Source organism: Rhizobium deserti (assembly GCF_004358025.1).
GTDB lineage: Bacteria > Pseudomonadota > Alphaproteobacteria > Rhizobiales > Rhizobiaceae > Neorhizobium > Neorhizobium deserti.
Map to the genome: position 1 here is coordinate 24,031 of NZ_SMTL01000004.1, position 26,735 is coordinate 50,765.

Annotated in this window: 27 protein-coding genes; 11 read left to right on the top strand and 16 right to left on the bottom strand. The window is 60.4% G+C overall.

Features of this window, described 5'->3' with window-relative positions; translation table 11 throughout:
* The first annotated feature begins 1 nt into the window (after position 1).
* Positions 2-778, top strand: coding sequence for an ABC transporter ATP-binding protein (locus E2F50_RS15865; protein WP_133317159.1), 777 nt, complete (start codon positions 2-4; stop codon positions 776-778).
* A gap of 35 nt (positions 779-813) precedes the next feature.
* A complete protein-coding gene (locus E2F50_RS15870) occupies positions 814-1,662 on the top strand; it encodes a transporter substrate-binding domain-containing protein (protein ID WP_133317160.1) in 849 nt (282 codons plus the stop codon).
* A gap of 70 nt (positions 1,663-1,732) precedes the next feature.
* Here the strand turns inward: E2F50_RS15870 and E2F50_RS15875 are convergent, their stop codons facing one another.
* On the bottom strand, positions 1,733-2,170 hold the full coding sequence (locus E2F50_RS15875; protein WP_133317161.1) for an Lrp/AsnC family transcriptional regulator: 438 nt from the start codon (positions 2,168-2,170) through the stop codon (positions 1,733-1,735).
* A 116-nt stretch (positions 2,171-2,286) separates the two neighbouring features.
* Here E2F50_RS15875 and rocF point away from each other — a divergent pair, with 116 nt between their 5' ends.
* The gene (gene rocF, locus E2F50_RS15880) at positions 2,287-3,207 is read left to right on the top strand and encodes an arginase (RefSeq protein ID WP_133317162.1); all 921 of its coding nucleotides are present in this window, start codon (positions 2,287-2,289) and stop codon (positions 3,205-3,207) included.
* On the top strand, positions 3,207-4,265 hold the full coding sequence (locus tag E2F50_RS15885) for an ornithine cyclodeaminase (RefSeq protein ID WP_133317163.1): 1,059 nt from the start codon (positions 3,207-3,209) through the stop codon (positions 4,263-4,265). The genes rocF and E2F50_RS15885 overlap by 1 nt, the downstream gene beginning before the upstream one ends.
* A gap of 4 nt (positions 4,266-4,269) precedes the next feature.
* On the opposite strand, the gene E2F50_RS15890 is transcribed toward E2F50_RS15885, so the two are convergent.
* From E2F50_RS15890 to hutI, 4 genes are read right to left on the bottom strand one after another with little or no spacing between them, the layout of a single operon-like run.
* The gene (locus tag E2F50_RS15890; protein WP_133317164.1) at positions 4,270-4,833 is read right to left on the bottom strand and encodes a HutD/Ves family protein; all 564 of its coding nucleotides are present in this window, start codon (positions 4,831-4,833) and stop codon (positions 4,270-4,272) included.
* Between the two features lie 5 nt (positions 4,834-4,838).
* The gene (gene hutU / locus E2F50_RS15895; protein WP_133317165.1) at positions 4,839-6,524 is read right to left on the bottom strand and encodes a urocanate hydratase; all 1,686 of its coding nucleotides are present in this window, start codon (positions 6,522-6,524) and stop codon (positions 4,839-4,841) included.
* Positions 6,525-6,563: 39 nt separating this feature from the next.
* Positions 6,564-8,099, bottom strand: coding sequence for a histidine ammonia-lyase (gene hutH / locus E2F50_RS15900; protein WP_133317166.1), 1,536 nt, complete (start codon positions 8,097-8,099; stop codon positions 6,564-6,566).
* A 21-nt stretch (positions 8,100-8,120) separates the two neighbouring features.
* Entirely contained in the window at positions 8,121-9,341 is a 1,221-nt protein-coding gene (gene hutI, locus E2F50_RS15905; protein WP_133317167.1) for an imidazolonepropionase, read from the bottom strand.
* Between the two features lie 108 nt (positions 9,342-9,449).
* Between hutI and E2F50_RS15910 the strand changes: the two genes are divergently transcribed.
* On the top strand, positions 9,450-10,805 hold the full coding sequence (locus tag E2F50_RS15910; protein ID WP_133317168.1) for a formimidoylglutamate deiminase: 1,356 nt from the start codon (positions 9,450-9,452) through the stop codon (positions 10,803-10,805).
* On the opposite strand, the gene E2F50_RS15915 is transcribed toward E2F50_RS15910, so the two are convergent.
* From E2F50_RS15915 to E2F50_RS15945, 7 genes are all read right to left on the bottom strand, one after another.
* On the bottom strand, positions 10,791-12,146 hold the full coding sequence (locus E2F50_RS15915; protein WP_133317169.1) for an LLM class flavin-dependent oxidoreductase: 1,356 nt from the start codon (positions 12,144-12,146) through the stop codon (positions 10,791-10,793). The two genes, E2F50_RS15910 and E2F50_RS15915, sit on opposite strands and share 15 nt — an antisense overlap.
* Before the next feature lie 25 nt (positions 12,147-12,171).
* Positions 12,172-12,909 (bottom strand): histidine utilization transcriptional repressor HutC, encoded by a 738-nt coding sequence (gene hutC / locus E2F50_RS15920; protein ID WP_133317170.1) that lies wholly within the window; start codon positions 12,907-12,909, stop codon positions 12,172-12,174.
* A gap of 21 nt (positions 12,910-12,930) precedes the next feature.
* A complete protein-coding gene (locus tag E2F50_RS15925) occupies positions 12,931-13,722 on the bottom strand; it encodes an amino acid ABC transporter ATP-binding protein (RefSeq protein WP_133317171.1) in 792 nt (263 codons plus the stop codon).
* Positions 13,719-14,387, bottom strand: coding sequence for an amino acid ABC transporter permease (locus E2F50_RS15930; protein WP_133317172.1), 669 nt, complete (start codon positions 14,385-14,387; stop codon positions 13,719-13,721). Before E2F50_RS15930 ends, E2F50_RS15925 begins: the two co-directional genes overlap by 4 nt.
* Positions 14,384-15,025 carry an amino acid ABC transporter permease gene (locus E2F50_RS15935; protein ID WP_133317173.1) on the bottom strand — a complete coding sequence of 214 codons (642 nt, stop codon included), beginning with the start codon at positions 15,023-15,025 and terminating at the stop codon, positions 14,384-14,386. The genes E2F50_RS15930 and E2F50_RS15935 overlap by 4 nt, the downstream gene beginning before the upstream one ends.
* A gap of 110 nt (positions 15,026-15,135) precedes the next feature.
* Complete coding sequence (locus E2F50_RS15940) at positions 15,136-15,966, bottom strand: transporter substrate-binding domain-containing protein (protein WP_133317174.1); 831 nt, start codon at positions 15,964-15,966, stop codon at positions 15,136-15,138.
* Between the two features lie 171 nt (positions 15,967-16,137).
* Entirely contained in the window at positions 16,138-16,797 is a 660-nt protein-coding gene (locus E2F50_RS15945; RefSeq protein WP_342635738.1) for a GntR family transcriptional regulator, read from the bottom strand.
* Positions 16,798-17,080: 283 nt separating this feature from the next.
* Between E2F50_RS15945 and E2F50_RS15950 the strand changes: the two genes are divergently transcribed.
* The 6 genes from E2F50_RS15950 to E2F50_RS15975 all read left to right on the top strand — a co-directional run bounded on the left by E2F50_RS15950 (position 17,081) and on the right by E2F50_RS15975 (position 23,018).
* A complete protein-coding gene (locus E2F50_RS15950; RefSeq protein WP_133317176.1) occupies positions 17,081-18,169 on the top strand; it encodes an ABC transporter ATP-binding protein in 1,089 nt (362 codons plus the stop codon).
* Between the two features lie 39 nt (positions 18,170-18,208).
* Positions 18,209-19,498 carry an ABC transporter substrate-binding protein gene (locus E2F50_RS15955; RefSeq protein WP_133317177.1) on the top strand — a complete coding sequence of 430 codons (1,290 nt, stop codon included), beginning with the start codon at positions 18,209-18,211 and terminating at the stop codon, positions 19,496-19,498.
* 200 nt (positions 19,499-19,698) lie between these two features.
* The gene (locus E2F50_RS15960) at positions 19,699-20,610 is read left to right on the top strand and encodes an ABC transporter permease (protein ID WP_133317178.1); all 912 of its coding nucleotides are present in this window, start codon (positions 19,699-19,701) and stop codon (positions 20,608-20,610) included.
* Position 20,611: 1 nt separating this feature from the next.
* Positions 20,612-21,430, top strand: a complete 819-nt coding sequence (locus E2F50_RS15965; protein WP_133317179.1) for an ABC transporter permease — start codon at positions 20,612-20,614, stop codon at positions 21,428-21,430.
* A gap of 8 nt (positions 21,431-21,438) precedes the next feature.
* The gene (locus E2F50_RS15970) at positions 21,439-22,185 is read left to right on the top strand and encodes an aspartate/glutamate racemase family protein (protein WP_133317180.1); all 747 of its coding nucleotides are present in this window, start codon (positions 21,439-21,441) and stop codon (positions 22,183-22,185) included.
* Positions 22,182-23,018 (top strand): GNAT family N-acetyltransferase, encoded by an 837-nt coding sequence (locus E2F50_RS15975; RefSeq protein WP_133317181.1) that lies wholly within the window; start codon positions 22,182-22,184, stop codon positions 23,016-23,018. The genes E2F50_RS15970 and E2F50_RS15975 overlap by 4 nt, the downstream gene beginning before the upstream one ends.
* Here E2F50_RS15975 and E2F50_RS15980 read toward each other — a convergent pair.
* Genes E2F50_RS15980 through E2F50_RS15995 form a run of 4 tightly spaced genes read right to left on the bottom strand, consistent with a single transcriptional unit; the run spans position 22,996 to position 26,727 of the window.
* Positions 22,996-24,414: an FGGY-family carbohydrate kinase gene (locus tag E2F50_RS15980; protein WP_133317182.1), complete on the bottom strand. Its 1,419-nt coding sequence runs from the start codon at positions 24,412-24,414 to the stop codon at positions 22,996-22,998. The two genes, E2F50_RS15975 and E2F50_RS15980, sit on opposite strands and share 23 nt — an antisense overlap.
* Positions 24,411-24,737: an L-rhamnose mutarotase gene (rhaM, locus tag E2F50_RS15985; protein WP_133317183.1), complete on the bottom strand. Its 327-nt coding sequence runs from the start codon at positions 24,735-24,737 to the stop codon at positions 24,411-24,413. The genes E2F50_RS15980 and rhaM overlap by 4 nt, the downstream gene beginning before the upstream one ends.
* Positions 24,734-25,741, bottom strand: coding sequence for an ABC transporter permease (locus E2F50_RS15990; protein ID WP_133317184.1), 1,008 nt, complete (start codon positions 25,739-25,741; stop codon positions 24,734-24,736). The genes rhaM and E2F50_RS15990 overlap by 4 nt, the downstream gene beginning before the upstream one ends.
* Positions 25,738-26,727 (bottom strand): ABC transporter permease, encoded by a 990-nt coding sequence (locus E2F50_RS15995; RefSeq protein WP_133317185.1) that lies wholly within the window; start codon positions 26,725-26,727, stop codon positions 25,738-25,740. Before E2F50_RS15995 ends, E2F50_RS15990 begins: the two co-directional genes overlap by 4 nt.
* Positions 26,728-26,735: the final 8 nt, after the last annotated feature.

Here is a 26,735-nt window from a genome sequence, read left to right on the forward strand (position 1 = left end):
TATGACATCCAAACAATCTGCCGCCGCCGCCATTACCGTCAGAGGCCTTCGCAAGAGCTTTGGGCCGGTGGAGGTCCTGAAAGGCATAGACCTGACGGCGCGGGAGGGCGAGGTCATCTCGATCCTCGGATCCTCAGGCTCCGGCAAATCGACCATGCTTCGATGCATCAACATGCTGGAAACGCCGGATGCCGGTGACATTACCGTTGCCGATGAAACCATCCGTTTAAGACCGGCAGCCCGCGGCAAGATGCGGATCGCAGATCGCAAACAGGTGGCAAGGATCCGCTCGCAGCTCGGTATGGTGTTCCAGAGCTTCAATCTCTGGTCCCACAAGACCGTTCTGGAAAACATTATCGAGGCGCCGCTGCACGTCCAGAAGCGGCCACGCGCGGAATGCATAGACGAGGCCGAAGCGCTGCTTGCCAAAGTCGGCATAGCAGAAAAGCGCCATCATTACCCGGCTCACCTTTCAGGTGGCCAGCAGCAGCGCGCGGCGATTGCCCGCGCCCTTGCCATGCGCCCGAAGGTGATGCTGTTCGACGAGCCGACATCGGCCCTCGATCCCGAACTGGTGGGCGAAGTGCTGCGCGTCATGCGCTCGCTCGCCGATGAAGGTCGTACCATGCTGGTCGTCACCCACGAGATGGGCTTTGCCCGCGACGTCTCCAGCCGCGTCGTCTTCCTGCATCAGGGAGCGATCGAGGAAGAGGGGCTTCCGCAGGACATGTTCACCAATCCGCAATCGGATCGCTTCCGCAAGTTCATCAGCAACTAGCCAACCGAATGCTCAACAAAGAGAAGGGGAATACAATGAAACTCATGAAGACAGCCATTGCCGCGGCATTCGCCGCACTGTGCATATTCGCGACCGGAGCAGCGGCCCAGGACAAGACCGAAATCACCATCGCCACGGAAGGCGCGTTTCCCCCCTATAACCTGACTAAGGCAGACGGCACGCTGGACGGCTACGACGTGGAACTGGCGCATTATCTCTGCGACCACATGAAGATCAAATGCACGATCGTCGCGCAGGCGTTCGATGGCATGATTCCGGCCCTTAATGCTGGCAAATTCGATGCCATCATGGCCGGCATGTCGGCCACCGACAAGCGCAAGGAAGCCATCGACTTCTCGATCTCCTACGGGAGCACCGGCCAGTCCTTCGCAACACTGAAGGATAGCGATCTGGCAAAGCTGCCGATGAAAGGTGAACTCTTCTCCCTCGCTTCCAACGAAGCCGGCGCCCGCAAGGCAGTCGAAGAGATGAAGCCGGTGCTCAAGGGCAAGGTGGTCGGCGTCCAGAGCGCCTCGATCGCCGCACGCTTTATCGACGAATACCTGAAAGGGGTCGTCGAGGTTCGCGAATACAAGACGACCGAGCAGCACGACCTTGATCTTTTGTCCGGACGCGTGGACTTCATCATGGCCTCTATGGGTTACCTGAAGACGGCGGTCGAGAAGCCGAGCAATAGCGACATGATCATTACCGGCCCACGCTTCCAGGGCGGCTTCCTGGGTGCCGGCAGCTCGGTCGGCCTGCGCAAGAGCGACACGGCATTGAAGGCGAAGTTCGACGAGGCGATCACCGCGGCCAAGAACGACGGCACGCTCAAGAAGCTGTCGGAAAAGTGGTTCGGCTTCGACCTGACCCCGCAATAACATTTGCGGCCGAGAACATAGGAGGGCTGTGGCACGCTATCGCGCCGCAGCCCTTTTGTTGCCGAACGAATTACAGGCGCGCCTTGGTGCTGCGCGGCGTGGCGAGCAGGAGATTGGTTTCACTGGCGGTGATGCCCTGCACCAGCCGGATCCGGCGAAGAACATTGTCGAAATCTCCGAGCGTCGCCGCGCCGAGTTCGACGATCAGATCCCAGCGGCCATTGGTGGTATGAACCGCCGAGATCTCGGGAAATCCGCCAAGCGCCTTGATCACCCGGTCCGTCACATGCCCCTCGATCTCGATCATCATGATGCCGCGAACCGGCAGCTCGACTGCGTCTGCACGCAGGATCACTGTATAGCCAATGATGCTGCCGCTTTTTTCCAGTTTTTCCATGCGGGCACGAACCGTCGCGCGCGAAGCACCAAGATCCGCCGCAAGATCGGATATGCTTCGCCGCGCATTGTGACGCAGGAGCGTGATCAAATTGTTATCCAGATCGTCCATGTTCCATATCGGCTTATTGTACTGCCAAATTGGTAAAGTGTGCTGGAACAAATGGCAATTCGTCCCATACACATTGCCGAACGCCTGTGATCAATTGTGGAAAACGGAGACAGAGAATGCATTGCAAACTGATCGGCGTACCTTTGCAGGACGGCGCATCGCGGCTCGGTTGCGAAATGGGTCCGAGCGCCTTGCGAACCGCCGGGCTCCAGCCGGCGCTGGAGGAACTGGGGCATAGCGTCGCCGATCTCGGCAACGTAATGCCAACCGAATTTTCAGACATCCGTCATCCCAATGCCGTCATTCGCCAACTGCCGGAAATCGCTGCCTGGACCGGATTGCTGACCGATGTCGCATATCGGGAAAGCGCGGAAGGAATGCCGATTTTTATGGGCGGCGATCATGCCATGGCTGCCGGCATTATACCCGGGCTGGCACGTCGAGCAGCTGAAAAGGACCGCCCCTTCTTCGTGCTTTGGCTGGATGCTCATACGGACTTTCATTCGCTTGACTCCACCGACAGCGGCAATCTTCACGGCGTTCCGGTTGCCTATTTCACGGGCCGGCCCGGGTTTGAAGGTTATCTTCCCGGTCTGTCGCATCCGGTCCATCCTGCCCATGTCTGCATGATCGGGATCCGCAGCGTTGATCCGGCAGAGCGCCGGGCGATTAAGGACAGCGGCGTCACCATCCATGACATGCGCTCTATCGATGAGCATGGCGTTGCGGTGGTGCTGCGGGATTTCATTGCCACGGTCGAGGCGGCCGGCGGCTTGCTGCATGTCAGCCTGGACGTGGATTTCCTCGACCCTTCGGTGGCGCCGGCGGTGGGCACGACAGTGCCCGGAGGAGCGACCTTCCGCGAGGCGCATCTGGTCATGGAGATGCTGCATGACAGCGGCCTGGTTTCCAGCCTCGAGCTCGTTGAGCTCAACCCATTCCTCGACGAGCGCGGCCGTACCGCGACCCTGCTCGTCGATCTCACTGCCAGCCTGATGGGCCGCCAGGTCATGGACCGCCCGACAAGGAGCTACTGATGCCTGCCACCGACCAGCTCAATATCGTCCCCTTCGTCAGCGTCGAGAACATGATGGATCTCGTGCTGAGCACCGGAACGGAAATCTTTCTTCGAGAGCTGGCCGACTATGTGGAGGAGGATTTTCTTCGCTGGGAAAGCTTTGACAAGACAGCCCGTGTCGCCTCGCATTCGGATGACGGGGTGATCGAGCTGATGCCGACCAGCAACGGAACCCTCTACAGCTTCAAATATGTCAACGGCCATCCGAAGAACACGCGCAGCGGCCGGCAGACCGTCACGGCTTTCGGCGTGCTTTCGAATGTCGACAGCGGCTACCCGCTGCTGCTCTCCGAGATGACCATCCTGACCGCCTTGAGGACGGCAGCGACGTCGGCCGTTGTCGCCAAACATCTGGCGCCAAAAGGTGCCCGGACAATGGCGGTGATCGGCAATGGCGCGCAAAGCGAGTTCCAGGCGCTGGCCTTCAAATCCCTACTGGGGATCGACCGTCTGCGGCTCTACGACATCGATCCCACGGCAACCGAGCGCTGCCGGCGCAATCTGGCTGAACTGGGCCTGACGATCGAGGCCTGCCGTTCGACTGAGGAAGCCGTCGAAGGGGCCGACATCATTACGACTGTGACGGCGGACAAGCAGAATGCGACTATCCTTACCGACAACATGATCGGTTCGGGCGTCCATATCAACGCAGTCGGCGGCGATTGCCCGGGCAAGACGGAACTGCATCGGGACATTCTGCTGCGTTCCTCCATCTTTGTCGAATATCCGCCGCAGACGCGGGTGGAGGGCGAAATCCAGCAATTGCCGCAGGATTATCCGGTAACCGAGATCTGGCGGGTCATCAGCGGCGAGCAGGTGGGACGGCAGTCGGCGGATCAGATCACCCTGTTCGACAGCGTCGGCTTCGCGACCGAAGATTTCTCAGCGCTGCGCTATGTGCACGACAAGCTGCGCGGCAGCGAGTGCTTTGAGGAGCTGGATCTGCTGGCGGATCCCGACGAGCCACGCGACCTGTTCGGCATGCTGCTGCGCCGCCAGGCGCTGACAGCGGCCTGATCCTTTACACCGGATTGATCTCGATCAGGAAGATCGCCGTTTCCCGATCGAGATGAACAGCCACCGGCCTGTCCTGCTTTTCCAGCAGGATCGCGTCGAGCGACTTCAGGAGGTCAGCGTCATGCCGTACCTCGTCCGCCGCGATGGCAATGGTCAGCTCGCCTTGCGCCGCCAAAGTGGTTTCGCCGCTGGCAAGTATGCGCGTCACCCGGTGCGTGAACCTGCCGCGTCGGGTCATGACATTGAGATCCGAAATCACGCCACTGGTCAAAGCCGCGGTCGTCCCTACGTCACCAGGAAAGGTGTAAGGCGCTGACGAAGGCTTGAGAAGAACGGCCGCGCGGCCTTCGACGGAGAGCTGCATGCCGTCCCCCGTCAGGACACTCAAGGTCCGGTCGATGCCATCGAAGACGGAAAAGGCTCCGTCATCCGCAACCGTCGCCATGCTGATGCGCCAATCGAAATCGGAAACATTGGCACCGGGCGGAAAGACGGCGATCTCCACCGTCTCCCCCTTGCCGTTCTTCCACGGCATGCGTTTGTAGTCGGCCGATCGGAGGATCCGCATCAGCCTCAGTTCCCCAGAATACCGGGCAGCCGCAGGTCCTTCTCCTTGGCGCAGTCGAGGGCGACCTCATAACCTGCATCGGCATGACGCATGACGCCGGTGGCTGGGTCGTTCCACAGCACGCGCTCCAGGCGCCGGTCGGCATCTTCCGAACCGTCGGCACAGATCACCATGCCGGAATGCTGCGAAAAGCCCATGCCGACGCCGCCGCCGTGATGCAGCGACACCCAGGTGGCGCCGGATGCAGTGTTGAGCAGTGCGTTCAAGAGCGGCCAGTCGGACACAGCATCCGAACCGTCCTTCATCGCTTCCGTCTCGCGGTTGGGCGAGGCGACCGAGCCACTATCGAGATGGTCGCGGCCGATGACAACAGGCGCTGAGAGTTCGCCGTTGCGGACCATTTCGTTGAAGGCAAGGCCGAGCTTGTGACGGTCGCCCAGGCCCACCCAGCAAATGCGCGCCGGCAGACCCTGGAAGGCGATGCGCTCGCGGGCCATGTCGAGCCAGTTGTGCAGGTGCTTGTTGTCGGGCAGCAGTTCCTTCACCTTGGCGTCGGTCTTGTAGATATCCTCCGGATCGCCAGAGAGAGCTGCCCAACGGAAGGGGCCGATGCCGCGGCAGAACAGCGGACGGATATAGGCGGGCACGAAGCCCGGAAAGGCGAAGGCATTTTCGAGGCCCTCGTCCTTGGCGACCTGGCGGATATTGTTGCCATAGTCGAGCGTCGGCACGCCGGCATCCCAAAAGGCCACCATGGCTTCGACGTGGCTCTTCATCGAAGCGCGGGCGGCCACTTCCACGGATTTCGGATCGGTTTCGCGCGCCGCCTTGGCCTGTTCGACAGTCCAGCCAACGGGCAGGTAACCGTTGCGCGGATCATGCGCGGAGGTCTGATCCGTGACGATATCCGGGCGTGGACCGCCGGCCTTCATGCGCTCCACCAGCTCGGGAAAGATCTCAGCCGCATTGCCGAGCAGCCCGACGGATTTCGCTTCGCCTTTCGCCGTCCATTCCGCGATCATCGCCAGAGCCTCGTCGAGCGTCTTCGCCTTAGCATCGACATAACGGGTGCGCAGGCGAAAATCGATGCGGGTCTCGTCGCATTCGACGGCAAGGCAGCAGGCGCCGGCCATGACGGCTGCAAGCGGCTGGGCGCCGCCCATGCCGCCGAGCCCGCCGGTGAGGATCCACTTGCCCTTGAGGCTGCCGCCATAGTGCTGGCGGCCGGCTTCCACGAAGGTTTCATAAGTGCCCTGCACAATGCCCTGCGTGCCGATATAGATCCACGAGCCGGCGGTCATCTGGCCGTACATGGCAAGACCCTTCTTATCCAGTTCGTTGAAATGATCCCAAGTCGCCCAGTGCGGCACCAGGTTGGAGTTAGCGATGAGCACGCGCGGCGCGTCTTTGTGAGTGCGGAAGACGCCGACCGGCTTGCCGGACTGGACGAGCAGTGTTTCTTCTTCCGTCAGCGTCTTCAGGGTCGCGACGATGCGATCGAAGTCGTCCCAGGTACGGGCGGCCCGACCGATGCCGCCGTAAACCACTAGTTCATGCGGATTTTCGGCGACGTCCGGATCCAGATTGTTCATCAGCATCCGGAGGGGCGCTTCGGTCATCCAGCTTTTGGCGTTGAGCTCTGGCCCGCGAGGCGCGCGGACGTCGCGGATATTGTGGCGCGGATTGGTCATCTGGTGCCTCTTGATGAAGAAGTTGGATATCTGGGTCTATCAGTATGCGAGCGTCGGCAGCAGGCCAGCGGAAACGCTGGCGATCAGGCTGCCATCGGCTATGAGCCTGGCTGCGGCTTCAAGATCGGGCGCCAGATAGCGGTCTTCGTGCAGGGTCGGCACGACGGCACGAAGACAGGCGATGGCTATCTGCAGCTCGGTGCTGGTGGTCAGCGGCGCCCGGAATTCAATACCCTGAGCGGCCGTCATGGCCTCGATGCCGATGATGCCGAAGAGGTTGTCCGTCATCTGCAACAGCCGCCTTGCGCCGTGGCATGCCATGGAAACGTGATCTTCCTGATTGGCTGAGGTAGGTGTCGAATCCACGGATGCCGGATGCGACATCTGCTTGTTTTCGCTCATCAGCGCCGCCGAGGTCACTTCAGCGATCATCAGGCCGGAGTTCAGGCCGGGCTTCAGTGCCAGGAAAGCGGGAAGGCCGTACGAGAGAGCAGGATCGACCAGAAGAGCAATGCGACGCTGGGCAATGGCGCCGATCTCGCAGACGGCGAGAGCGATCTGGTCGGCAGCGAAGGCAACAGGCTCCGCGTGGAAATTGCCGCCGGACACGACGCTGTCGTCGGACAGGACCAGCGGGTTGTCGGTGACCGCATTGGCCTCGATCTCCAGTGTCCGGGCAACGGTGCGAAGCAGGTCGAGGCAGGCGCCATCCACTTGTGGCTGGCAACGAATGCAATAAGGGTCCTGGACCCGCTCATCACCTTCCAGATGACTCTGCCGGATGACTGAGCCTTCCAATAGGGCGCGAAGCGTGGCAGCCGTATCGATCTGGCCCTTGTGGCCGCGCAGCGTGTGAATGTCTGCCGTAAAGGGTGCGGACGAGCCCATCGCCGCGTCGGTCGACATGGCGCCGGTGATCAAGGCAGCCTGGGCGGCTCGATGAGCGCGGAACAGACCGGCCAGCGCCAGCGCGGTGGATGCCTGGGTGCCGTTGATCAGCGCCAGTCCTTCCTTGGCGGCCAGAACGACGGGTTTGAGCCCGGCGCGTGCTAGGGCTTCGCCTCCGGATAGTCTTTCGCCGGCGAAGAATGCCTCGGCTTCGCCCATCATAACCGCAGCGAGATGCGCGAGGGGGGCCAGATCGCCGGAGGCGCCGACCGAACCTTTTTCGGGAATGACCGGCGTGACGCCCTTTTCGAGCATGTTTTCCATGAGCCGCACGAGTTCCAGCCGGACGCCGGAAGCGCCCCGCCCGAGTGAGATCAGCTTCAGCGCCATGATCAGGCGCACGATGTTTTCCGGCAGGGGCGCGCCGACCCCGCAGCAATGGGACAGGATGAGATTGCGCTGCAGGGTCGCCGTATCGGCGCTGTCGATCTTGATCGAGGCGAGCTTTCCAAAGCCTGTATTGATGCCGTAGACAGGTTCGTTGCCGGCGGCAATCGCAGCGATGCGCGCCGCGGCACGCTCTATGCCTGCGTTGAAGCTCGGATCAAGCCGCACGGCGGATTTCTGCCAGTATATGGTGGCAAGATCGGAAAGCGGCACAGAGCCCGGGTGGAGAATAATGGTCATAGCGTCTCTGCTCACTTTGGATTAGGAGGCCGGCTCGCCATGCCACACCCTCTGGTGCAGCGGATTGAAGCCCATGCGGTAAACGAGTTCGGCGGGTCGTGCGACATTCCAGATGGCAAGATCGGCCCATTTTCCGGCCTCGAGCGTGCCAATTTCCGCCTGCCTGCCGAGCGCGCGGGCAGCCTCGCGCGTCACGCCTGCAAGGCATTCCTCGACCGTCATCCCGAACAGGGTGGCGCCCATATTCATGGTCAGCAGCAGTGAGGTGAGGGGGGAGGTGCCGGGATTGTTATCGGTCGCCAGAGCCATCTTCGTTCCGTGCTTGCGGAACAGCTCGATCGGCGGCTTTTTTGTTTCGCGGATGAAGTAGAAGGCGCCAGGTAGGATGACGGCGATCGTGCCGGCCCTCGCCATGGCGGCAGCGCCCGCGTCATCCGTATATTCCAGGTGGTCGGCCGAAAGAGCACCATATTCAGCGGCAAGTCTTGCGCCGCCGAGATTGGAAAGCTGGTCTGCATGAAGCTTGACGGGAAGGCCAAGGCTGCGGGCAAGGTCGAAGACCTGGCGCATTTCGTTTGGCGAAAAAGCCATGCCTTCGCAGAAGCCGTCCACTGCATCCACGAGCCCCTGTTCATGCGCCTGTTCCAGGCCAGGCAGGACCACGTCCCTGATGAAGTCGCCATTGCGGCCCTTGTAGTCCGCGGGCGTTGCATGGGCGCCGAGATAGCTGGTCGCGACGGAGACGGAGCGTTCTGCTGCCAGCAGTCGAGCGGCACGCAGCATTTTCAGCTCGTCGGCAATTGCCAGGCCATAGCCCGACTTGACTTCGACCGTCGTCACGCCTTCGGCAAGCAGCGCGTCGAGGCGGGGCAGGGTCTGGCGAACGAGTTCTGATTCCGTGGCGGCGCGAAGCTGAGTAACCGACGATACGATGCCGCCGCCGGCACGGGCAATTTCCTCATAACTCGCACCAGCGAGCCGCATTTCGAACTCCTGCGCCCGGTCGCCGGCATGGACGAGATGCGTGTGGCAATCGACGAGGCCAGGGGTGACGAGGCGTCCTTCGCAGTCGACGGGTTCGAAGCCAGCAAGTTCAGCCAGAAGACTGGATTGGGGGCCGACGTAAGCAATGCGGCCGTTGCGGGCGGCAAGCACGCCGTCTTCTATGAGGCCTAACTCTGTTGCGCCTTCGGCCATGGTCAGAAGGCGGGCGTTTTTCCAGATGCGGTCGCCTGCAGCCATCAAGGCCACTCCCGATTTGTTGCTTGTTCCCATGTGGTTTTGCCATTATGTATATACTTAATGGCTAGAAGCGCAAGTCCATTTCAGAATGCCGTAGGGAACGAGCTGATGATGACGATCTTTGCCGAACAGGTGCTGACCGCAAAGGGCTGGGTGAAAAACCTGCGCCTGTCGGTGCAGCAAGGAAAGATCGTTTCCATCCAACCGGACACGGCGCCTGCGCCTGGTGACGAGCGCCATTCGATCATCGTTCCGGCCATGGCGAACCTCCATAGCCACGCTTTTCAGCGCGGCATGGCGGGACTCGCGGAACTGAGGGGGCCGACGGCGGACAGTTTCTGGAGTTGGCGCAGCGTCATGTATCACTTCGCGTTGACCATGAACCCGGAGCAGATGGAGGCAGTGGCGGCGCAGCTTTATGTGGAGATGCTGGAAGCCGGCTTCTGCCGGGTCGGCGAATTCCACTATCTGCATCACGACAAGGACGGCCGAGCCTATGGCAACCTCGCCGAGATGGCGGAGCGAATCGTTGCGGCAAGCGACGAAACCGGTATTGAGCTGACGCTCCTTCCGGTTTTTTACGCCCATTCCGGCTTTGGCGGCACGCCGCCGATCGAGGGTCAGCGCCGCTTCATCAACGACTTGGACCAATTTGTTGTCTTGCTGGAGGCGTGTCGGAGGCTGGAGCAGGACCGTGGCTCCATGGTGGTCGGCATTGCACCGCATAGCCTGCGTGCCGTCACGCCGGAGGAACTCAACGTCCTGACTGGTCTTGATTTCGAAGGGCCGATCCACATTCATTCAGCGGAGCAGGTGAAGGAAGTCGAGGACAGCCTTGCCTGGTCCGGCCAGCGTCCGATCGAATGGCTCCTCGACCATGCGGATCTGTCGAAGCGCTGGTGCCTCATCCATGCGACGCATATGACAGAGGCGGAAGCCCTTGGCATGGCCAGAAGCGGAGCGATCGCCGGACTTTGCCCGATCACGGAAGCCAATCTGGGTGATGGTGTCTTCCCGGCGCCGAATTTCCTGGATGCCGGCGGTCGTTTTGGCGTCGGCTCGGATTCCAACGTCCTGATCGGCATCACTGATGAACTCCGGCAGCTTGAATATTCGCAGCGCCTGGGAAACCGGGCGCGTAATGTCGTGGCAGCTGCCAACGGCTCCAGCGGCCGCCGACTGTTCGAGAGTGCCTGTGAAGGCGGTGCCGCGGCGCTCGGCGTTCAAAGCGGCATTGCGGAAGGGCTCGCGGCCCATCTGGTCAGCCTGACGCCCCGCCACCCGATCGGCTTTGAAGGCGACCGCCTGCTCGACAGCTGGATTTTTGGCAACGGCGCCGACGTCGACAGCGTCTGGGTCGCAGGCAACAAGCTCGTCAAGGATGGGCGGCATATCCGCCGAGATGTCATCGCCCAGCGTTTCCGACAGGCGATGACGGAGCTGCTTGAATCATTCGCCGGCTAAGCGACTGGCAACGTAGCGATTGGGTGGCGTTGAGATGCCCAGGTTCTGGCGCAACGTCGATCCCTCATATTCTTTCCGGAACAGTCCGCGGCGGCGCAGCTCCGGCACGACAAGTTCGACGAAGTCGTCGAGGCTTGCCGGAAGCGTCGGGAACATCAGAATGAAGCCATCGGCAGCGCGTGCCTCGAACCATTCCTCCATGAAATCGGCAATCTCTTTCGGCGTTCCGGTAATGCCGTTGCCCGTGCTCTTTTCTGCATAATGCCGGATCAGGTGTCCGAGCGTGTGACCCTGACGGATGAAGTCGCCAAGCTCCTCGAACAGCGCCTTCGATCCTTTTGGCTCCTTCGGCAGACGTTCCATCGGAAAAGGTTTGTCCAGTTCAGCACCCGATAGATCCGTTTCCAGGAACTCCCCAAGCATCCAGCGGCCGACATCCGGATGAAGGTTGTCGATCAGGAAATCGACCTTGGCCTGTGCCTCTGCTTTCGTTTCGCCGACATTGACGACGATGCCGGGCATCATCTTCAGATCGTCCTGACTGCGGCCGTACTTGCCCATCCGTTCTTTGACATTGCGGTAGAAGGCGCCATTGCGCTCGATGCTGGACGCCAGGCTGAAGACGATTTCGGCGGTGCGGGCCGCAAGCTCCATGCCGGCTTCCGAGCCACCGGCCTGGGCGATCACCGGTCGGCCCTGCGGTGTCGCCGCACTGTTGAGCGGGCCGCGCACCTGAAAATGCTTGCCCTTGTGGTTCAGCGTATGCAGCTTGTCCTTGTCGTAATAGACGCCGCTCTGGCGGTCCAGCAGCAGGGCATCCGGTTCGAAGCTGTCCCACAGGCCGAAAACGACATCGAGGAACTCCTCCCCCCGTTCATACCGCAAGGCGTGTGGATCAAGGCCGGTGCGGTTGAAGTTGTAACCGGTCTCGTCGTGATCGGAAGTGACCACATTCCAGCAGGCCCGCCCGCCGCTCAAGTGGTCGATGGAGGAGAAGATGCGGGCGATGTTGTAGGGCTCGTAATAGCTGGTGGAGGCCGTGGCAACAAAACCCAGCCGGTCGGTCATGGCTGCCAAAGCTGTGATCAGCGTCAGTGGCTCGAACCGATTCATCTTTGTTGGCGAACGGGCCAAAGCATCTGCGTCGCCGATGGCGGCGGCAGGCGAATCTGCCACAAACATGAAGTCGAACTTCGCGGCTTCTGAAACCTTCGCCACATTCAGCAGATGGTCGATTTTGTTTGCCCCGTTGACGTCGCTTGCCGGGTGAAGCCAACCCGCGGGATTGAAGCCAAAGGTGTAAACGAAGGTTCCGAGTTTGAGCTTGTCGTCGCGCGCCATCTGCGTCTTCTCCTGTTCAATTCGTTTATGCTTGGGAAGGGGTGAAGCGAGCCATCAATGCGTGGCTCTGGCCGGGATAGGTTAGGCGCACATGGGTAACCGACTGGTCTAGGCGCCAAGTCTGCCGTTCCACGACCAGAACCGGCGTTCCTGGAGCCAGGTGCAGATGGCGGGCTGCCACCTCATTGGCGCCCAATGCGGCGATGCGATGCTCAGCAGCACTCCAGGGAACATGACCAAGGAGCCAGGGGCCAGGCGGAAGGTCTTCGAACTGCTCGCTTTCGGCCTCGGGCACAACCGCCAGGTTGATCAACCGCTCCTCAAGGCAAAACGGTGCTTCACCAGCAAAATGAAGGCAGGTGACGGAAACGATCTTCTGTTTCGGCAAGAGATCTAGCGTCAGCCGCTCATCCTTGTCGGGTGTGCGCAGGCTGCGCTGGAAGATGCGATGGGAATAGGGGCGGTCGAGCGCCTTGACCTCTTCGCGGATGTCGTAGATTTCCAGAATGGCGCTTTGCGCTTTCTGGGGCAGGACGACGCTGCCAATCTTGCGGCGGCGTTGCACCAGGCCCGCCCGCGCCAATTGGGTTAGCACCTTGTTGACGGTCATCCGGGAGCAGCCGTATTGCTCCGCCAGAAGCTGTTCGGAGGGCACTTTGTGGCCCGGTGGCCAGCGCCCGGTCAAGATGTTCTGCTCGATATCGCCGAGGATGCGCTGGTGAAGCGACAGGACCGGTGCGGTATCGGCATTGGTTTCGGCCATGATCGCTTGCCGCTCCGCCCGCTACGCCAGCATGCTGGCGCCGCGGTCCAGATAAGTATCCAGGAACTGGTCGAGGCGCGGGTGACGCGGCTTGGCGAAAACCTCGGCGGGCGGCCCGGAAAAGAGCAGTCGGCCATGGTCGAGGAAGCTGATCTGGTTTGCCACCGTCGCGGCAAAGCCGATCTCATGGGTAACCACCACCATGGTCATCCCCTCGTCGGCAAGGTCGCGCATGACCTTCAGCACTTCGCCGGTCAGTTCCGGGTCAAGCGCAGAAGTGGCCTCGTCGAACAGCATGATCTTCGGTTCGAGGGCGAGCGCACGGGCGATGGCGACCCGCTGCTGCTGGCCGCCGGACAGCTGCGATGGATAATGGCCGGCGCGATTTTCCAAGCCGACCTTACGGAGCTGAGCCATCGCCTTTTCGTCGGCGTCCGCCTTCGGCATCTTGCGGACGATCTTCAAAGCTTCGCTGACATTGCCAAGCGCCGTCATGTGCGGCCAAAGGTTGAACTGCTGGAAGACCATGCCGGTCTGTGCACGGACAGCCCGGATCTGTCCCGGCGGCAGACGTTCCCGCTTGCCACTTGGTGTTTCGAAGAAGCCCAGCGCCTCACCATTGATGGTGATCATGCCGCTCGTGGATTCCTCAAGAAAGGCGAGGCAGCGCAGCAGCGTGCTTTTACCGGAACCGGAAGGACCGATCAGGCATGAAACCTTGCCTTGCGGAATTTCCAGGTTGATATCCTGCAGAACGGTCGCGTTTCCGAACCGCTTGACCAGGTTTTGAATGGTGATGGCGGATAGGGTCATGCTTTCGAAAACCTCAAGCGGGAAAGGCGATATTCAGCAAGCCTGCCAATCCGGTCGGTCAGCTCGACTAGCACCCAATAAACCACGGCAAGGATGAAGATGGCTTCCAGATAGGCATATTGCTGCGAGCCGATGGCGCTGACGGTTGCCGTCAGTTCCGGCACGGTGATGATCGACAAAACGGCGGATTCCTTCAGCAGGATCACCGAAAGGTTGACCGCCGGCGGCAGCACGATCACTGCCATTTCGGGGATCTGGATGCGTCGGATTGTCTGCAGGCGGGTCATGCCGAGGCAGCCTGCCGCTTCCACATGACCTGCCGGCACGGCACCGAATCCGGCGCGGAAAATCTCGCTGTAACAGGCGGCACTATAGACCATCAGGCCGATCAGGCCACAGGGGATCGGATCCAGCATCAGGCCGACGAAGGGGCCTCCATAGTAGAGGAGGAAGATCTGAATGAGAAAAGGCGTGCCACGCAGCACTTCGACGATCGAACCCAGAACGGCGTTCGTCACGAATCCCCCAAAGCGGCGCGCCGTCGCCACGAGAAAGCCGAGGACGACACCGCCGGCAATACCGGCAACCCACAGAAGAATGGTAACAAGTAGCCCGTTAGCAAGCTCAGGCAGTTTCTCGATGATGACTTCAGGATTGAAGATCATATGGAGGTCCTCGCGAGCCTTCGCTCTGCATAGCGGCCGATCAGCGCAATCACCGAGCAGATCACGAGGTAGATAAGACCGGCACTGAGGAAGATCGGGATCGGCAGATAGGTGCTAGATGCGAGATCCTGTGCCATCTTGGTCAGTTCGATGATGCCGACGACCGACACAAGCGATGACGATTTGAGGATCATGATCGCTTCGTTGACCAGCGCCGGCAGCGTCAACCTCAGGGCGATCGGAACGCGGATGCGAAAAAAGGTCTGCCGGGGGCTGAGCCCGGTCACTTCGGCCGCCTCGATCAGTCCCTTCGGAACGCTGGCAAAGCCGCCGCGCAGGTTCTCGGCCTGGTAGGCTGCCGTGCAGAGAGATAGGCCGACGATTGCCGCGACAATGCTCGGGACATTCAGGCCGATGGCCGGCAGCAGCGTATAGATCAGCAGAAGCTGGACGAGCAGCGGTACGCCCCGAAAGAAGCTTACGAACACTCTTGCTGGAGCAGAATAGATGGCCTTGCCGGAAAGGTTCGCGGCCGAAAGCAGAATCGCGATCACGAAACCGATCGCAATCGAGACCAGGCTGATACCGATGGTCGAAACCGCGGCCTGAAGAAGAAGCGTAAAAATTTTAAACGTCATCTGTCGTCACGTCTCGTCCGCGCGGATGCGGCAGGCGGATGGAGCAAATGGGAGGAGGGGCGGAACGCGTCTGTCGAACCCCGCCCATCAGCACGATACCAGATACTGGCTTAGAAGGTAGGTTCCTTGACTTCGTCCGGCGTATCGAAGGTCGTGCCGAACCACTTCTCCTGCATCTTCGCCAGGCGACCGTCCTTCTTCATCTTGATCACTTCGGAATTGACATAATCGACGAGGCTGGCGCTATCGGCGTCCTTCTTGCCGATAAAGCCGAAATAGGACTTCTTTCCGAAGGCTGGCGTTACAACCTCGAAGGCACCTTTCCGCTGCTTGGCAACGAAAGCGATATTGGGCAGCGAATTGGCGACGGCAACGATGCGGCCGGCCGCAAGATCTGCATAGGCGTCGTTGAAGGACACGTATTCGCGCGCCGTGACCTTAGTCGGAAGTGTTGCCGAATATTCCTGAAGCTGCGCGAACTGCGAGGTGGCCTTGCCCGAGCCGACTGCCTTGCCGGCAATGTCTTCAGGCTTGGTGATCGAAGTGTCGCCTGCCTTCTTAAGAATGGCTACGGTCGCTTCTGCGATCGGCGCGGTCATCTTGAAGCGTTCGAGGCGTGCCTTGGTAATAGTGGCCGGGCCTGCAACGAAATCGAACTTGCCGGCTTCCAGTGCCGGGAAGACGCCGTCCCAGGGCAGTTCGACCCATTCGATCTTGACGCCGAGATCCTTGCCGAGCTCAGCGAAGAAGTCGACGTTGAGGCCCGTGTGCTCTCCGGCATCGATGAAGTCGAAGGGTGCGAAAGCTGTTTCGGTGCCGACCTTCATCACGCCGGCGGCCTTGATACGAGCAAGCGCGTCATCCGCGGCATGGGCCGAAAATGCGGTGCCGATCAAAAGAGCAGCGCTAACGGCGGCCTTGAGGAAATGTCTCTTGAGCATTGGTGATTTCTCCGCTTGTTGTTGTTCCGCCTGTCGGCTGTTCCCGTCGTTTCCGTGTTCGTTTGAGCCGCCACGGTATTGACTATACAAATAGACAGAGCTTTTCGGAGAGAGTCAACGCAGTTTATATGCACTGCAAGAGCGGTCTTGGGAGGCGAGCATCGATGAAATTCAGCGAAGCGTCAATGCGTCCTTGAGCCCCATTCCCTGCTTGATCTGCAGGTCAAGGTCCGCCTCGATGTGGTTTATGTGGTGGATCATCAGCTCCGCAGCACGCTTCTCGTCGCCCTGCTCGACGGCATCCAGAATGGCCGAATGCTCGGAATGGCCGCAGCTGGATGTGCCGGAGCGCCCATACAATGCGATGACCAGCGATGACCTGGCAACGAGTTCTTCCATGAAGCGCTGCAGGATGGCATTGCCCGCCACCGCGGCCAGCATCAGGTGAAAATCTCCGGAGGCTTTGATCTCGGCGCGGCGGGCTGCCGGACCCCGTTCGTTCATATGGCGCTGCTCCTCGCCGAGCTGGCGGCGGAACTGCTGGATGTCAGCTGGAGTAACGTGGGCCAGGACGCCGGCCATGATGCCTTGCTCGATCAACCGGCGCGAGGCGAAGACCTGCCGAGCTTCTTCCGGTGACGGGTGGGAAACAAAGGCGCCGCGATTTCGCTCCGTTCTTACGAGACCCTCAAAGGCCAGCATCTGCAGCGCGGCGCGCACCACCGTCCGGCTGACGTCGAAGAGAGAGCCGACTTCGGCCTCGGAGAGTTTCGTGCCGGGCGCAAGGCGACGATCGATGATCGCGTTGCGGAGCGCTTCGCGTATAGCCAAGGAGCGGTCTTCTGAGGCCGTTTCAGGGGGAATTATTTTCTCGCTGATATTCATCACTGCATCCTGTTGGGTCTTTGTAACTCGATCAGCCAACCAGTGCCAAGCAGCTTGTTTTCGATCTCAAGCAAGATTGCATACAATTTCGCCACTGATCGAAATCGGTCGCCTTCATTTTGCGCATATTGCGCAAGTTGAGAAAGGGTCGCGTCCCAAGCCCTTGGGAAAGCAATAGCTGTAGGAATTGGCACGGCGAATGCATCTTGTTGAGAGATAGGAGCGCCGAATGCATAAAGCTGCCGAAATCGATATCGTATCTGTGTCCAAGGTATACGGATCAACGACTGCGGTTGATACGATCAGCCTGAAGATCCCGGGCGGCACCTATTGCTGCCTTTTGGGTCCGTCCGGTTGCGGCAAGACCTCGACGCTGAGGATGATTGCCGGCCACGAAAGCATTTCATCCGGCGACGTTCGGCTCGGAAATGTCGTTGTTACGGATTTCCCGCCTGCGCGCCGCGGGACGGCGATGATGTTCCAATCCTACGCGCTGTTTCCGCATCTGGATCTCGTCGACAACGTCGCTTTTTCGCTGAAGATGAAGGGTATCGATAAGGATGCCCGTCGCGCCAAGGCCATGGACATGCTGCGGCTGATGCAGCTGGAAGCCTATGCGACGCGCCGGCCGGCCCAGCTTTCCGGCGGCCAGCAGCAGCGCGTGGCGCTTGCCCGTGCGCTGATCACCGATCCAGAGGCGCTGCTGCTCGATGAGCCGCTTTCGGCGCTTGATCCGTTTCTTAAGATCCGAATGCGCGCGGAACTGAAGAAGCTGCAGACCTCGCTCGGCATCACCTTTGTGCATGTGACCCATAGCCAGGAAGAGGCGATGGCCTTGGCGGATATCATCGTCATCATGAACGACGGCCGCATTGAACAGGCGGCGCACCCGCGGGTCGTGTTTGAAAAGCCGGCGACCGCTTTCGTCGCCAGATTCATGGGCGATCACAACGTCATCTCGGGGCGCGTGACCAAGAGCCAGGGTGGGGAAATGATGCTCTCCGTACCGGCCGGCGCCGATTTTGTGGCAACGGGCGACAATGGCGAATTGACTGATACGGCCGATATCGCCATCCGCACCGATCACGTCCGCATCGGCCCTCCTTCGGAAAAGGGCCTGGGATTCACCGGCTCGGTGACGAACGTCGAATATCGCGGCTCTTCGGTGAAGCTCTCGGTCAACGGCGCCGGCATCGAGGACTTTACAGCAATCATCACGGACAAGGACTTTTTCGCCAACCCGGTGAAGGTCGGAGAAGCGATACAGCTGTCCTGGGGCCGCGAGGACGCGATCGTCCTCGGTCGCCTCAAGCACTAGCCACCGCCCAACAAAAAACTTAACAGAGGAGAACAGGCAATGACTGAGACCAAGAAGACATCCAAGGGTATTTCGCGACGCGCGCTGCTGAAGACGGCTTCTGCCGCGGCCGGTCTTGCCGCCGGCTCCGGTGCCATCACCGGCTTCCCGACTATCTGGGCGCAGAGCAAGATCACCATCCGCCAGTTCGGCACCGGCGTCTCAAACCTCAATGCGATCGCCGAAAAGTGCAAGGCCGACCTCGGCATCACGCTCGAAATGACCGCAACCGATTCGGATGCCGCCGCCCAGCGCGCCGTCACCCAACCGAATTCCTACGACATTGCCGATATCGAATACTGGATCCTGAAGAAGGTCTATCCGGCCGGCGTCATCCAGCCCATGGATGTCAAGAAGCTGAAATATTACGACAAGGTCGTGCCGCTCTTCAAGAACGGCAAGCTGAAGCCGGACAGCGTGATCGCGCAGGGTACTGCGCCGCACACGGTCGGGTTCGTCGAAAAGGCGAGTGACAAGAAATTCGCCAAGGAAGAAACCCAGTGGTTCACGATGATGCCGACGATCTACAATGCCGATACGCTCGGCATTCGTCCTGACCTGGTCGGTCGCGAGATCTCGACCTGGGCCGACATCATGGACCCGAAGTTCAAGGGCAAGACGTCGATCCTCAACATTCCGTCGATCGGCATCATGGATGCGGCGATGATCATGGAAGCCATGGGCAACATGAAGTATGCCGACAAGGGCAACATGACCAAGGCGGAAATCGACAAGACCATCGACTTCCTGATCAAGGCCAAGCAGGCCGGTCAGTTCCGCGCCTTCTGGAAGTCCTTCGACGAAAGCGTCAACCTGATGTCGTCCGGCGAAGTGGTCATCCAGTCCATGTGGTCGCCGGCCGTTGCCGCCGTGCGTTCCCAGGGTATCGCCTGCAAATACCAGCCGCTCAAGGAAGGCTACCGTTCGTGGGGCGGCGGTCTCGGCCTCGCGTCGCATCTCAAGGGCGCGCAGCTCGATGCGGCCTATGAATACATCAACTGGTACACGTCCGGCTGGGTCGGCGCCTACCTGAACCGCCAGGGTTACTATTCGGCGGCCATGGACACCGCCAAGGAACATATGTCCGCCGACGAGTGGGGCTACTGGATCGAAGGCAAGCCGGCCCAGGGCGACATCGTCGCTCCGGATGGCAAGGTCATGGAAAAGGCCGGCGCCGTACGCGACGGCGGTTCGTTCGAAGAACGCATGGGCCATGTCGCATGCTGGAACTCGGTCATGGACGAGGACCGCTACATGGTGCGCCGCTGGAACGAGTTCATCGCCGCTTAACGCAGGCTTAACCCCTGCCAAACGCTTTCATGCTCTCCGCCGTCGTCCTCGGGCTTGACCCGAGGATCCATGCCGCGGGCGGCGGCTCAATGGGTTAAGGCAGACGGCCAACCAACGTGGATCCTCGGGTCAAGCCCGAGGATGACGACCGGGTGGGGGGAAAGTATTTCCCTCACCCTCGAACCTCGGGAACGTACAAGATGGCGACGATCACATCCTCGGAACCGGTCAAGGGCCAAGCCATCAAGGCGAAGAGATTTCATCTCTTGCCGGCTTCCATCTCCTATCTGCAGGCGACGCCGCTGACATTGATCCTCGGCGGCTTCCTGCTTCTGCCGGTCCTGATGATCACCGTCGTCAGCTTCTGGGATTATGATTTTGCCCAGATGTATCCTGATTTCGTCACTTTCAACTACACCGAAACGCTCGGCTCGTGGGTGACTTGGAAGACCTATCTGAACACGCTGAAATACGCCTTCATGGTATGGGTGATCACCCTGTTCGTCGGTTTCTGGGTCGCCTATTTCCTGGCCTTCCATATCCGCACCAGTGCCATGCAGATGGTGCTGTTTCTCGTCTGCACCGTGCCTTTCCTGACGTCGAATATCATCCGGATGATCTCATGGATCCCGGTTCTGGGCCGTAATGGTCTGGTCAACTCGACGCTGATCAGTTCCCGCCTGATTTCCGAACCGATTGAATGGCTGCTCTATTCGGACTTTGCGGTCGTGCTGGCTATGGTGCATCTCTACACGCTCTTCATGGTCACACCGATCTTCAACACGCTCATGCGCGTTGACAAGTCGCTGGTCGAAGCCGCCCGTGACGCCGGCGCATCGAGCTGGCAGATCCTCACCAACGTCATCCTGCCGCTCGCTAAGCCGGGGATGGCGATCGGCACGATCTTCGTCGTCACACTGGTGATGGCGGATTTCTCGACCGTGCAAGTCATGTCTGGCGGACAGAGCGCCTCGGTGGCGCTGATGATGAAGAACCAGATGTCGCTGCTGCAATATCCGGCTGCCGCTGCCAACGCCGTCGTGTTGCTCGTCCTCGTCCTTTTGATGGTCGCCGGCATCCTGCGCATCGTCGACATTCGTAAGGAGCTTTGACATGCATAGTGACAAGCGCGGCCGCGAATTCTACATCCTGGCGATCTTCTTCGCGATCTTCGTGCTCTTCCTTTATGGCCCGCTTTCGGCCGTCCTGATCCTTTCGTTCCAGGGGCCGAACGGCGGATTGACCTTCCCGCTCAATGGCGTGTCGCTGCGTTGGTTTGCAAACCTGTTCGAAACCCAGGCAGTCGGCGATTTTGGTGGCTCGTTCCGCCGCTCGGCCATTTTAGGGATCATGGTCATGCTGGTAACCGTCGTCGTGTCGCTGCTGGCCGGGCTCGCATTTCGCCGCCGCTTCATCGGCGCAACGCCGCTTTTCTATCTCGCCGTCGCAAGTCTCGTCGTGCCGTCGATCATTATCTCCCTCGGCATCGGGGTCGTGTTTCAGCAATTGGGCTTCCAGCCGAACTGGTACACGTCCGCCTTCGGCGCGCATCTCACCTGGACGCTGCCCTTCGGCGTGTTGATCATGTTTGCCGTCTTTAACCGTTTCTCCCCAGCCTATGAGGAGGCCGCGCGAGATCTTGGTGCCAGTTCCTGGCAGACTTTTGCCCATGTCGTGCTGCCGATGATCGCGCCAAGCCTGATCGGCGTCGGCCTGTTCGGCTTCACGCTGTCCTATGATGAATTTGCCCGCACATTGATGACAGCGGGATCCTTCAATACCCTTCCGCTCGAAATCTATGGCATGACCACCAATGTCACGACGCCGGTGCTTTATGCGCTCGGTACGGTGACGACGGTGTTTTCCTTCCTCGTCATTGCCGGAACGCTCGGGCTCATCGTCCATCTCAATCGCCGCCGTCTGCGGCCGTGAAGCAATCCATGCGCATTCTTGTCGTCAATCCAAACACCACCGCCAGCATGACTGCGACGATTGCCGAGTCGGCGTCGCGTGCGGCCCATTCCAGCACGGAGATCATCCCAGTAACGTCGGCGATGGGACCGGTTTCCATCGAAGGATATTATGACGAGGCATTTGCCGTACCCGGCCTGCTTGCGGAAATCGCAAAGGGTGAGAAAGCCGGCGTAGACGCTGCAATCATTGCCTGCTTCGACGATACCGGACTGGATGCGGCCCGCGTGCTTGCGGATATACCGGTGATCGGCATCTGCGAGGCGGCGCTCGCGACGACAGCCTTCATTGCCCAGCGCTTCACCGTCGTCACGACTATGGAGCGTTCACGCCTGCCGCTCGAACATCTGGTTTACCGCTATGGCATGGCGGGCCGCTGCAAGGTGCGAGCTGCCGATATTCCCGTTCTGTCGCTGGAGGATCCTGCTTCCAACGCGGGCGAGCGTCTGCGGGCGGAAATATCCATCGCTCTCCAGGAGGATCGAGCCGAAGCCATCATTTTGGGCTGTGCCGGCATGGCAGATCTGACCGCCGAGCTTCGGGCCGAATTCGGCGTGCCCGTCGTCGACGGCGTCGCCGCGGCAGTTAAACAGGCCGAGGCGCTGGTGGCGCTGGGCCTCTCCACGGCCAAGCGGGGCGCCTATGCGTCTCCGGTGTCGAAGCCGTATAGCGGTCTGCTCGAAGCGTTTGCACCTGACACCTTGCGGGCTTCATGACCGTGCTCCCAAGAATCCGGTCACTGACGCTTGACGAGGTTCAGGTCCTGCTCGATTGGGCCGAAGCTGAGGGGTGGAATCCGGGCCTGACCGATGCCGCCGCCTTTCGTGCCGCCGATCCGGCAGGGTTTATCGGCTGCTTCGTCGGCGACCGGATGACGGCCGGGATTTCGGCGGTGCGCTACGGAAGCGCGTTCGGCTTTATCGGCCTTTACATTGCTCATCCTGATTTCCGCGGCAAAGGCTATGGCCGCATGGTCTGGGATGCTGCGACGGCTCATCTCGAGGGCCGAACCATTGGGTTGGATGGCGTGCCGGAACAGCAAGCTAACTACAGCAAGATAGGGTTTGAGGCGGCCTATGAGACGGGCAGATGGAGCGGAACACTGGCTGTCCCCGCGCCTGCCGAGGTTCAGACCGCGAATGTCGACATGCTTGCCGCTCTTCTCGCCTATGAGCGGGAGGCGTTTCCCGCGGAGCGTATCGCCTTCCTCACCGAGTGGCTGCAGCCGCCGCGCGTCGCCAAGGTGCTCATTCGAAACGGGCGGGCCGAAGGGTATGCCGTTTGCCGGCAGTGCCATTACGGCTGGAAGATAGGCCCGCTCTTTGCCGCGACGGCAGCCGATGCGGAACTGCTTTTACGAGCCTGTGCGGCGGAAGCGAAACAAGCGCCTCTGCAGATCGACGTGCCCGACATGCAGCGGGATTTTGTCGAGCGGCTACAGGGGCTCGGTTTTACCAAGGGCTTCATGACCGCACGCATGTATCGCGGGCGCCGTCCAGAGGCGCCCATGAACCGGGTCTTCGGGATCACGACATTGGAACTGGGCTGAGCGTCGGCTCACCCGTCTTGCCATTCGCTCGGATCGCATCATGCCAGGCGCGCCTATAGGCCGAAACATCCTGCGCCAGGCCGTCAATCTGCGTGCCCGCCTGCGGGAGAGCATGCGGCGCCGCAAGCAGAGCCGCGCCTTGCGCCGTTCCCGTGGAACCGGGCAGAGCCAGAACCGGGCGCCCCAGCAGGGAGCGGAGCGCCTTCAGGTAAACGGTATTGCTGGAAAATGGCCCTTCCACCAGGGTTGGTCCCTTAGCGCCGACAAGGTCGAGGCAGGTCTCCGTCATCAGCGCGAGATAAAGGCATGCGGTGGCCCACCGTTGCTGGGCATCTGCGCCCGCAGCATTGAGCCAGGTGCAATGTTGACCCTGAAACGGCCCGGACCCTTCGGCGATATTCGGAAGCAGCATCATATGCCTTTCGACAACTGCGGGAACTGACCCAAGCGCCTCTTCGATAGACAGCGGGCCGAGTTCCGCCGCGAGCAATTCGAATTCCCGGCCGCCCATGAATCGAGCCGAAGGGACGGGCCGGCTGTAGGCATCGACATTGGCGAGCGTGTCGCGGGCTGGATCCAGGTGATCGAGATTGCCGCCGACCGCGAAATTGACGACCCATGTGCCGGTCGAGACAACAGAAAAGGGCGGCTGTCTGCCCATGACATGGGCAAGCAGCGAAGCGTTGGAGTCATGAATTCCGCAATGCACCGGCACGGGCTTCGTCAAGCCGATGCGGCTTGCGATCTCCGGCAGGACCGGACCTAGCGCATCGAAGGCGGAGCGGACCGGGGCCATCATGCCGCGAATGCCGAGCGTGTCGATAAGCGAAGAATAGCGGTTCTCGCGCGGGTTCCACAGGTCGGTATGGCATCCAAGCGAGGTGACCTCATTGGCTGCAACGCCAGTCAGGCGATAAGCCCAGTATTGCGGATAGGTGAGGATGATTCGAACGCGGGCGAATTCCTCGGGAAAGACCGTCTTCTGGTAGAAGATCTGTGCCCCGATATTCAGGCCGCCGGACAGGCTTGGCGAAAAGGTTTCGGAAAACGGCGGACGAAGCACCTGATATGCCTCTTCCACGTCCTGCGAATAATGATGCTCGTAGTCCAGGACCGGCAGCGCGAGCTCGCCCTCGCCATCCAGCAAGACGGCAGATGCGCCATGCGTGGTGATGGAAATGGCATCGTAGCCCGGCTCTTGCAGCAGATCAGCCAGCGCACTGAGCGTAAACGACCACAGGGCTTCGATATCGTAGTGGGGATAGGGAGGCCCGGCCGAGACACGGTTCCCGATGCGCTTTCCGCCGATCTCCTCGCCGGTCGTGCAATCCAGCACCACGACCTTGGCATTGGTTTTGCCAATGTCGAGCACGGCAACCCTCCGGCACTCGGTCATGGCAGATGAAACACCGTGACGAGATCGCTCTGAATAGGCGAATTGTCCGGATTGCTTTCCATGATATCGGCCATATGCGCCCACCATTTCTTCATTACAGGATGATCCGGCAGGCTTGCCATCGTGTGATCCGTCGGCCGTTTCAGAACCCCGAACAGGGTGTTGGTTTCGCGGTCGAGATGGATCGAATAGTCGCTGACGCCCGCCTCATGCAGCAGCTCGACGAGTTCGGGCCAGATCTCGTCATGGCGCCTGCGATATTCGGCTTCCATTCCGGGATGAAGCTTCATCTTGAAAGCGTGCTTTTCCATTGCCTTGTTCATGCTCTCGGGCCCATCTCCTTGATGCGGCGGCCGATGATGGGCACCGCAATCGTGATGATCAGCAAGAGCCCGACGAAGATCGACATGACAATGCCGGGAACATTGAGGAGGCCGAGCCCGAATGTCACGAGACCCATGACGAAGGCGGCGATCACGACGCCGGCGATGGTTCCCGCACCGCCAAGGATGGAGATGCCGCCAAGCACAACCATGGTCACCACTTCCAGTTCCCAGCCTTGGGCGATCGAGGGTCGCGTGGAGCCGAGCCGCGAGGTAAGGCAGACGGCGGCGATGCCGGACATCAGCCCGGTTAAAAGGAAGAGGATGAATTTCACCCGTTCGACCGGAATGCCGGAGAAGCGCGCGGCAAATTCATTGTTGCCGATGACATAGACCTGGCGGCCGAAATTCGTGGCGTGCAGGAGGATGCCGAAAAGCACGGCGAGCACGACAAACAGGGCGAATTCAAAAGAAAAGACCCAGGCGACATAGCCCTGCCCGAAATAGGCAAAGCTTTCGGGGTATTTTCCATAGGCCTTGTCGCCCAGCACGATATAGGAAATGCCGCGAAACAGGCTCATCGTGCCGATTGTCACGACGATCGATGGCAGTTTCAGGCCCGAAACGAGCAGTCCGTTGATGGCTCCGCAGAGGAGACCCACACCGAGACCTACTGCGACAAGACCTGGCGTTCCAATGCCCATTTGCGCCGCAGCGCCCATGGCCGTCGAGGCCAGCGCGATAATGGCTGCAACCGAGAGGTCAATCTCGCCGGCGATGACTAGCAAAGCCATGGCAAAGGCGATCATGGCCTTTTCGGTGAAGTTGAAGGTCGCGTCCGACAGGTTCCAGGCATTGAGGAAATAAGGCGAGGCAAGCGAATTGAAGATGAAGATCAGGATCGCGACGCCGAACAACAGCACTTCCCAACTCGCCAAGGTTCTGGAAGCCTTGGTCCCCAGCCGATCCGGTATGGGTCGTCTGGACGAAACCATGTCGCTCATGCGGAAACCTCCTTCGCGCCGCGGTCACGCAGGATGATGCGACCTGCCTTTTTCTCGGCCCGGGCGTTGAAAACGACAGCGAGCACGATGACGATCCCGGATATCGCCATTTGGGCGAAAGGCGAGATGCCGATGACCGGCAGGGCATTCTTGATGACGCCTAGAAACAGGGATCCGAGTACCGCGCCGGCCACCGTGCCGATGCCCCCGGCAATTGAAATGCCGCCGATGACGCAGGCAGCCACAGTGTCCAGCTCGGAGCCGATGGCAATATCGACATAGGCGACTGCATAGCGCGACACCCAAAGGTAACCACAAAGGCCTGCCAGAGCACCCGACAGGACAAAGGCGACGAACCGCGTCCAGCCGATATTGATACCGGCATAGATCGCCGCGGTCGGATTGCCGCCCGAGGCATAGGTCGCCCGGCCGAACGGCAGGCGCGTCAGGACGAACCACGCGCCGATGACGATCAGGATGGCGATCCAGGCGAGGATCGGCAATCCGGCCACCGGCATGCGGGGAATGTTGAGGAAGGAGGGGGCCATCTGGTGGGCATTGACCCAGGCGCCGCCCGACAGCACGAAGGCCATGCCGCGATAGATGGTCAGCGTGCCGAGCGTGACGACGATGGGCGGGATCTGCAGCGCCCAAACAAGGAAACCGTTGATGGCGCCGAGAAGAGCCCCGATACCCGGCGCCATGAGGATCAGCAGCGCCAGCGGCAGGTCCGGATAGGCCGCATTTGTCATGGCCACCGCCATGCCGGTGAAGGAAAGATTGGCCGCAACCGAGAGGTCGATCGATTTGGTCAGGATCACCGTCATCTGGCCGAGCGCCAGGATGATCAGGATGGATGTGTCGTTGAAGATGTTTGCAAGGTTTGCCGGAGAAGCAAAACCCGGCGCCCTTGTCGAGAAGCCTGATACCATGATGACAATAATGACGAGCAGCAGGATCTCGCGGTTTTTCAGCAGTCGAGCCATGGCCAGTC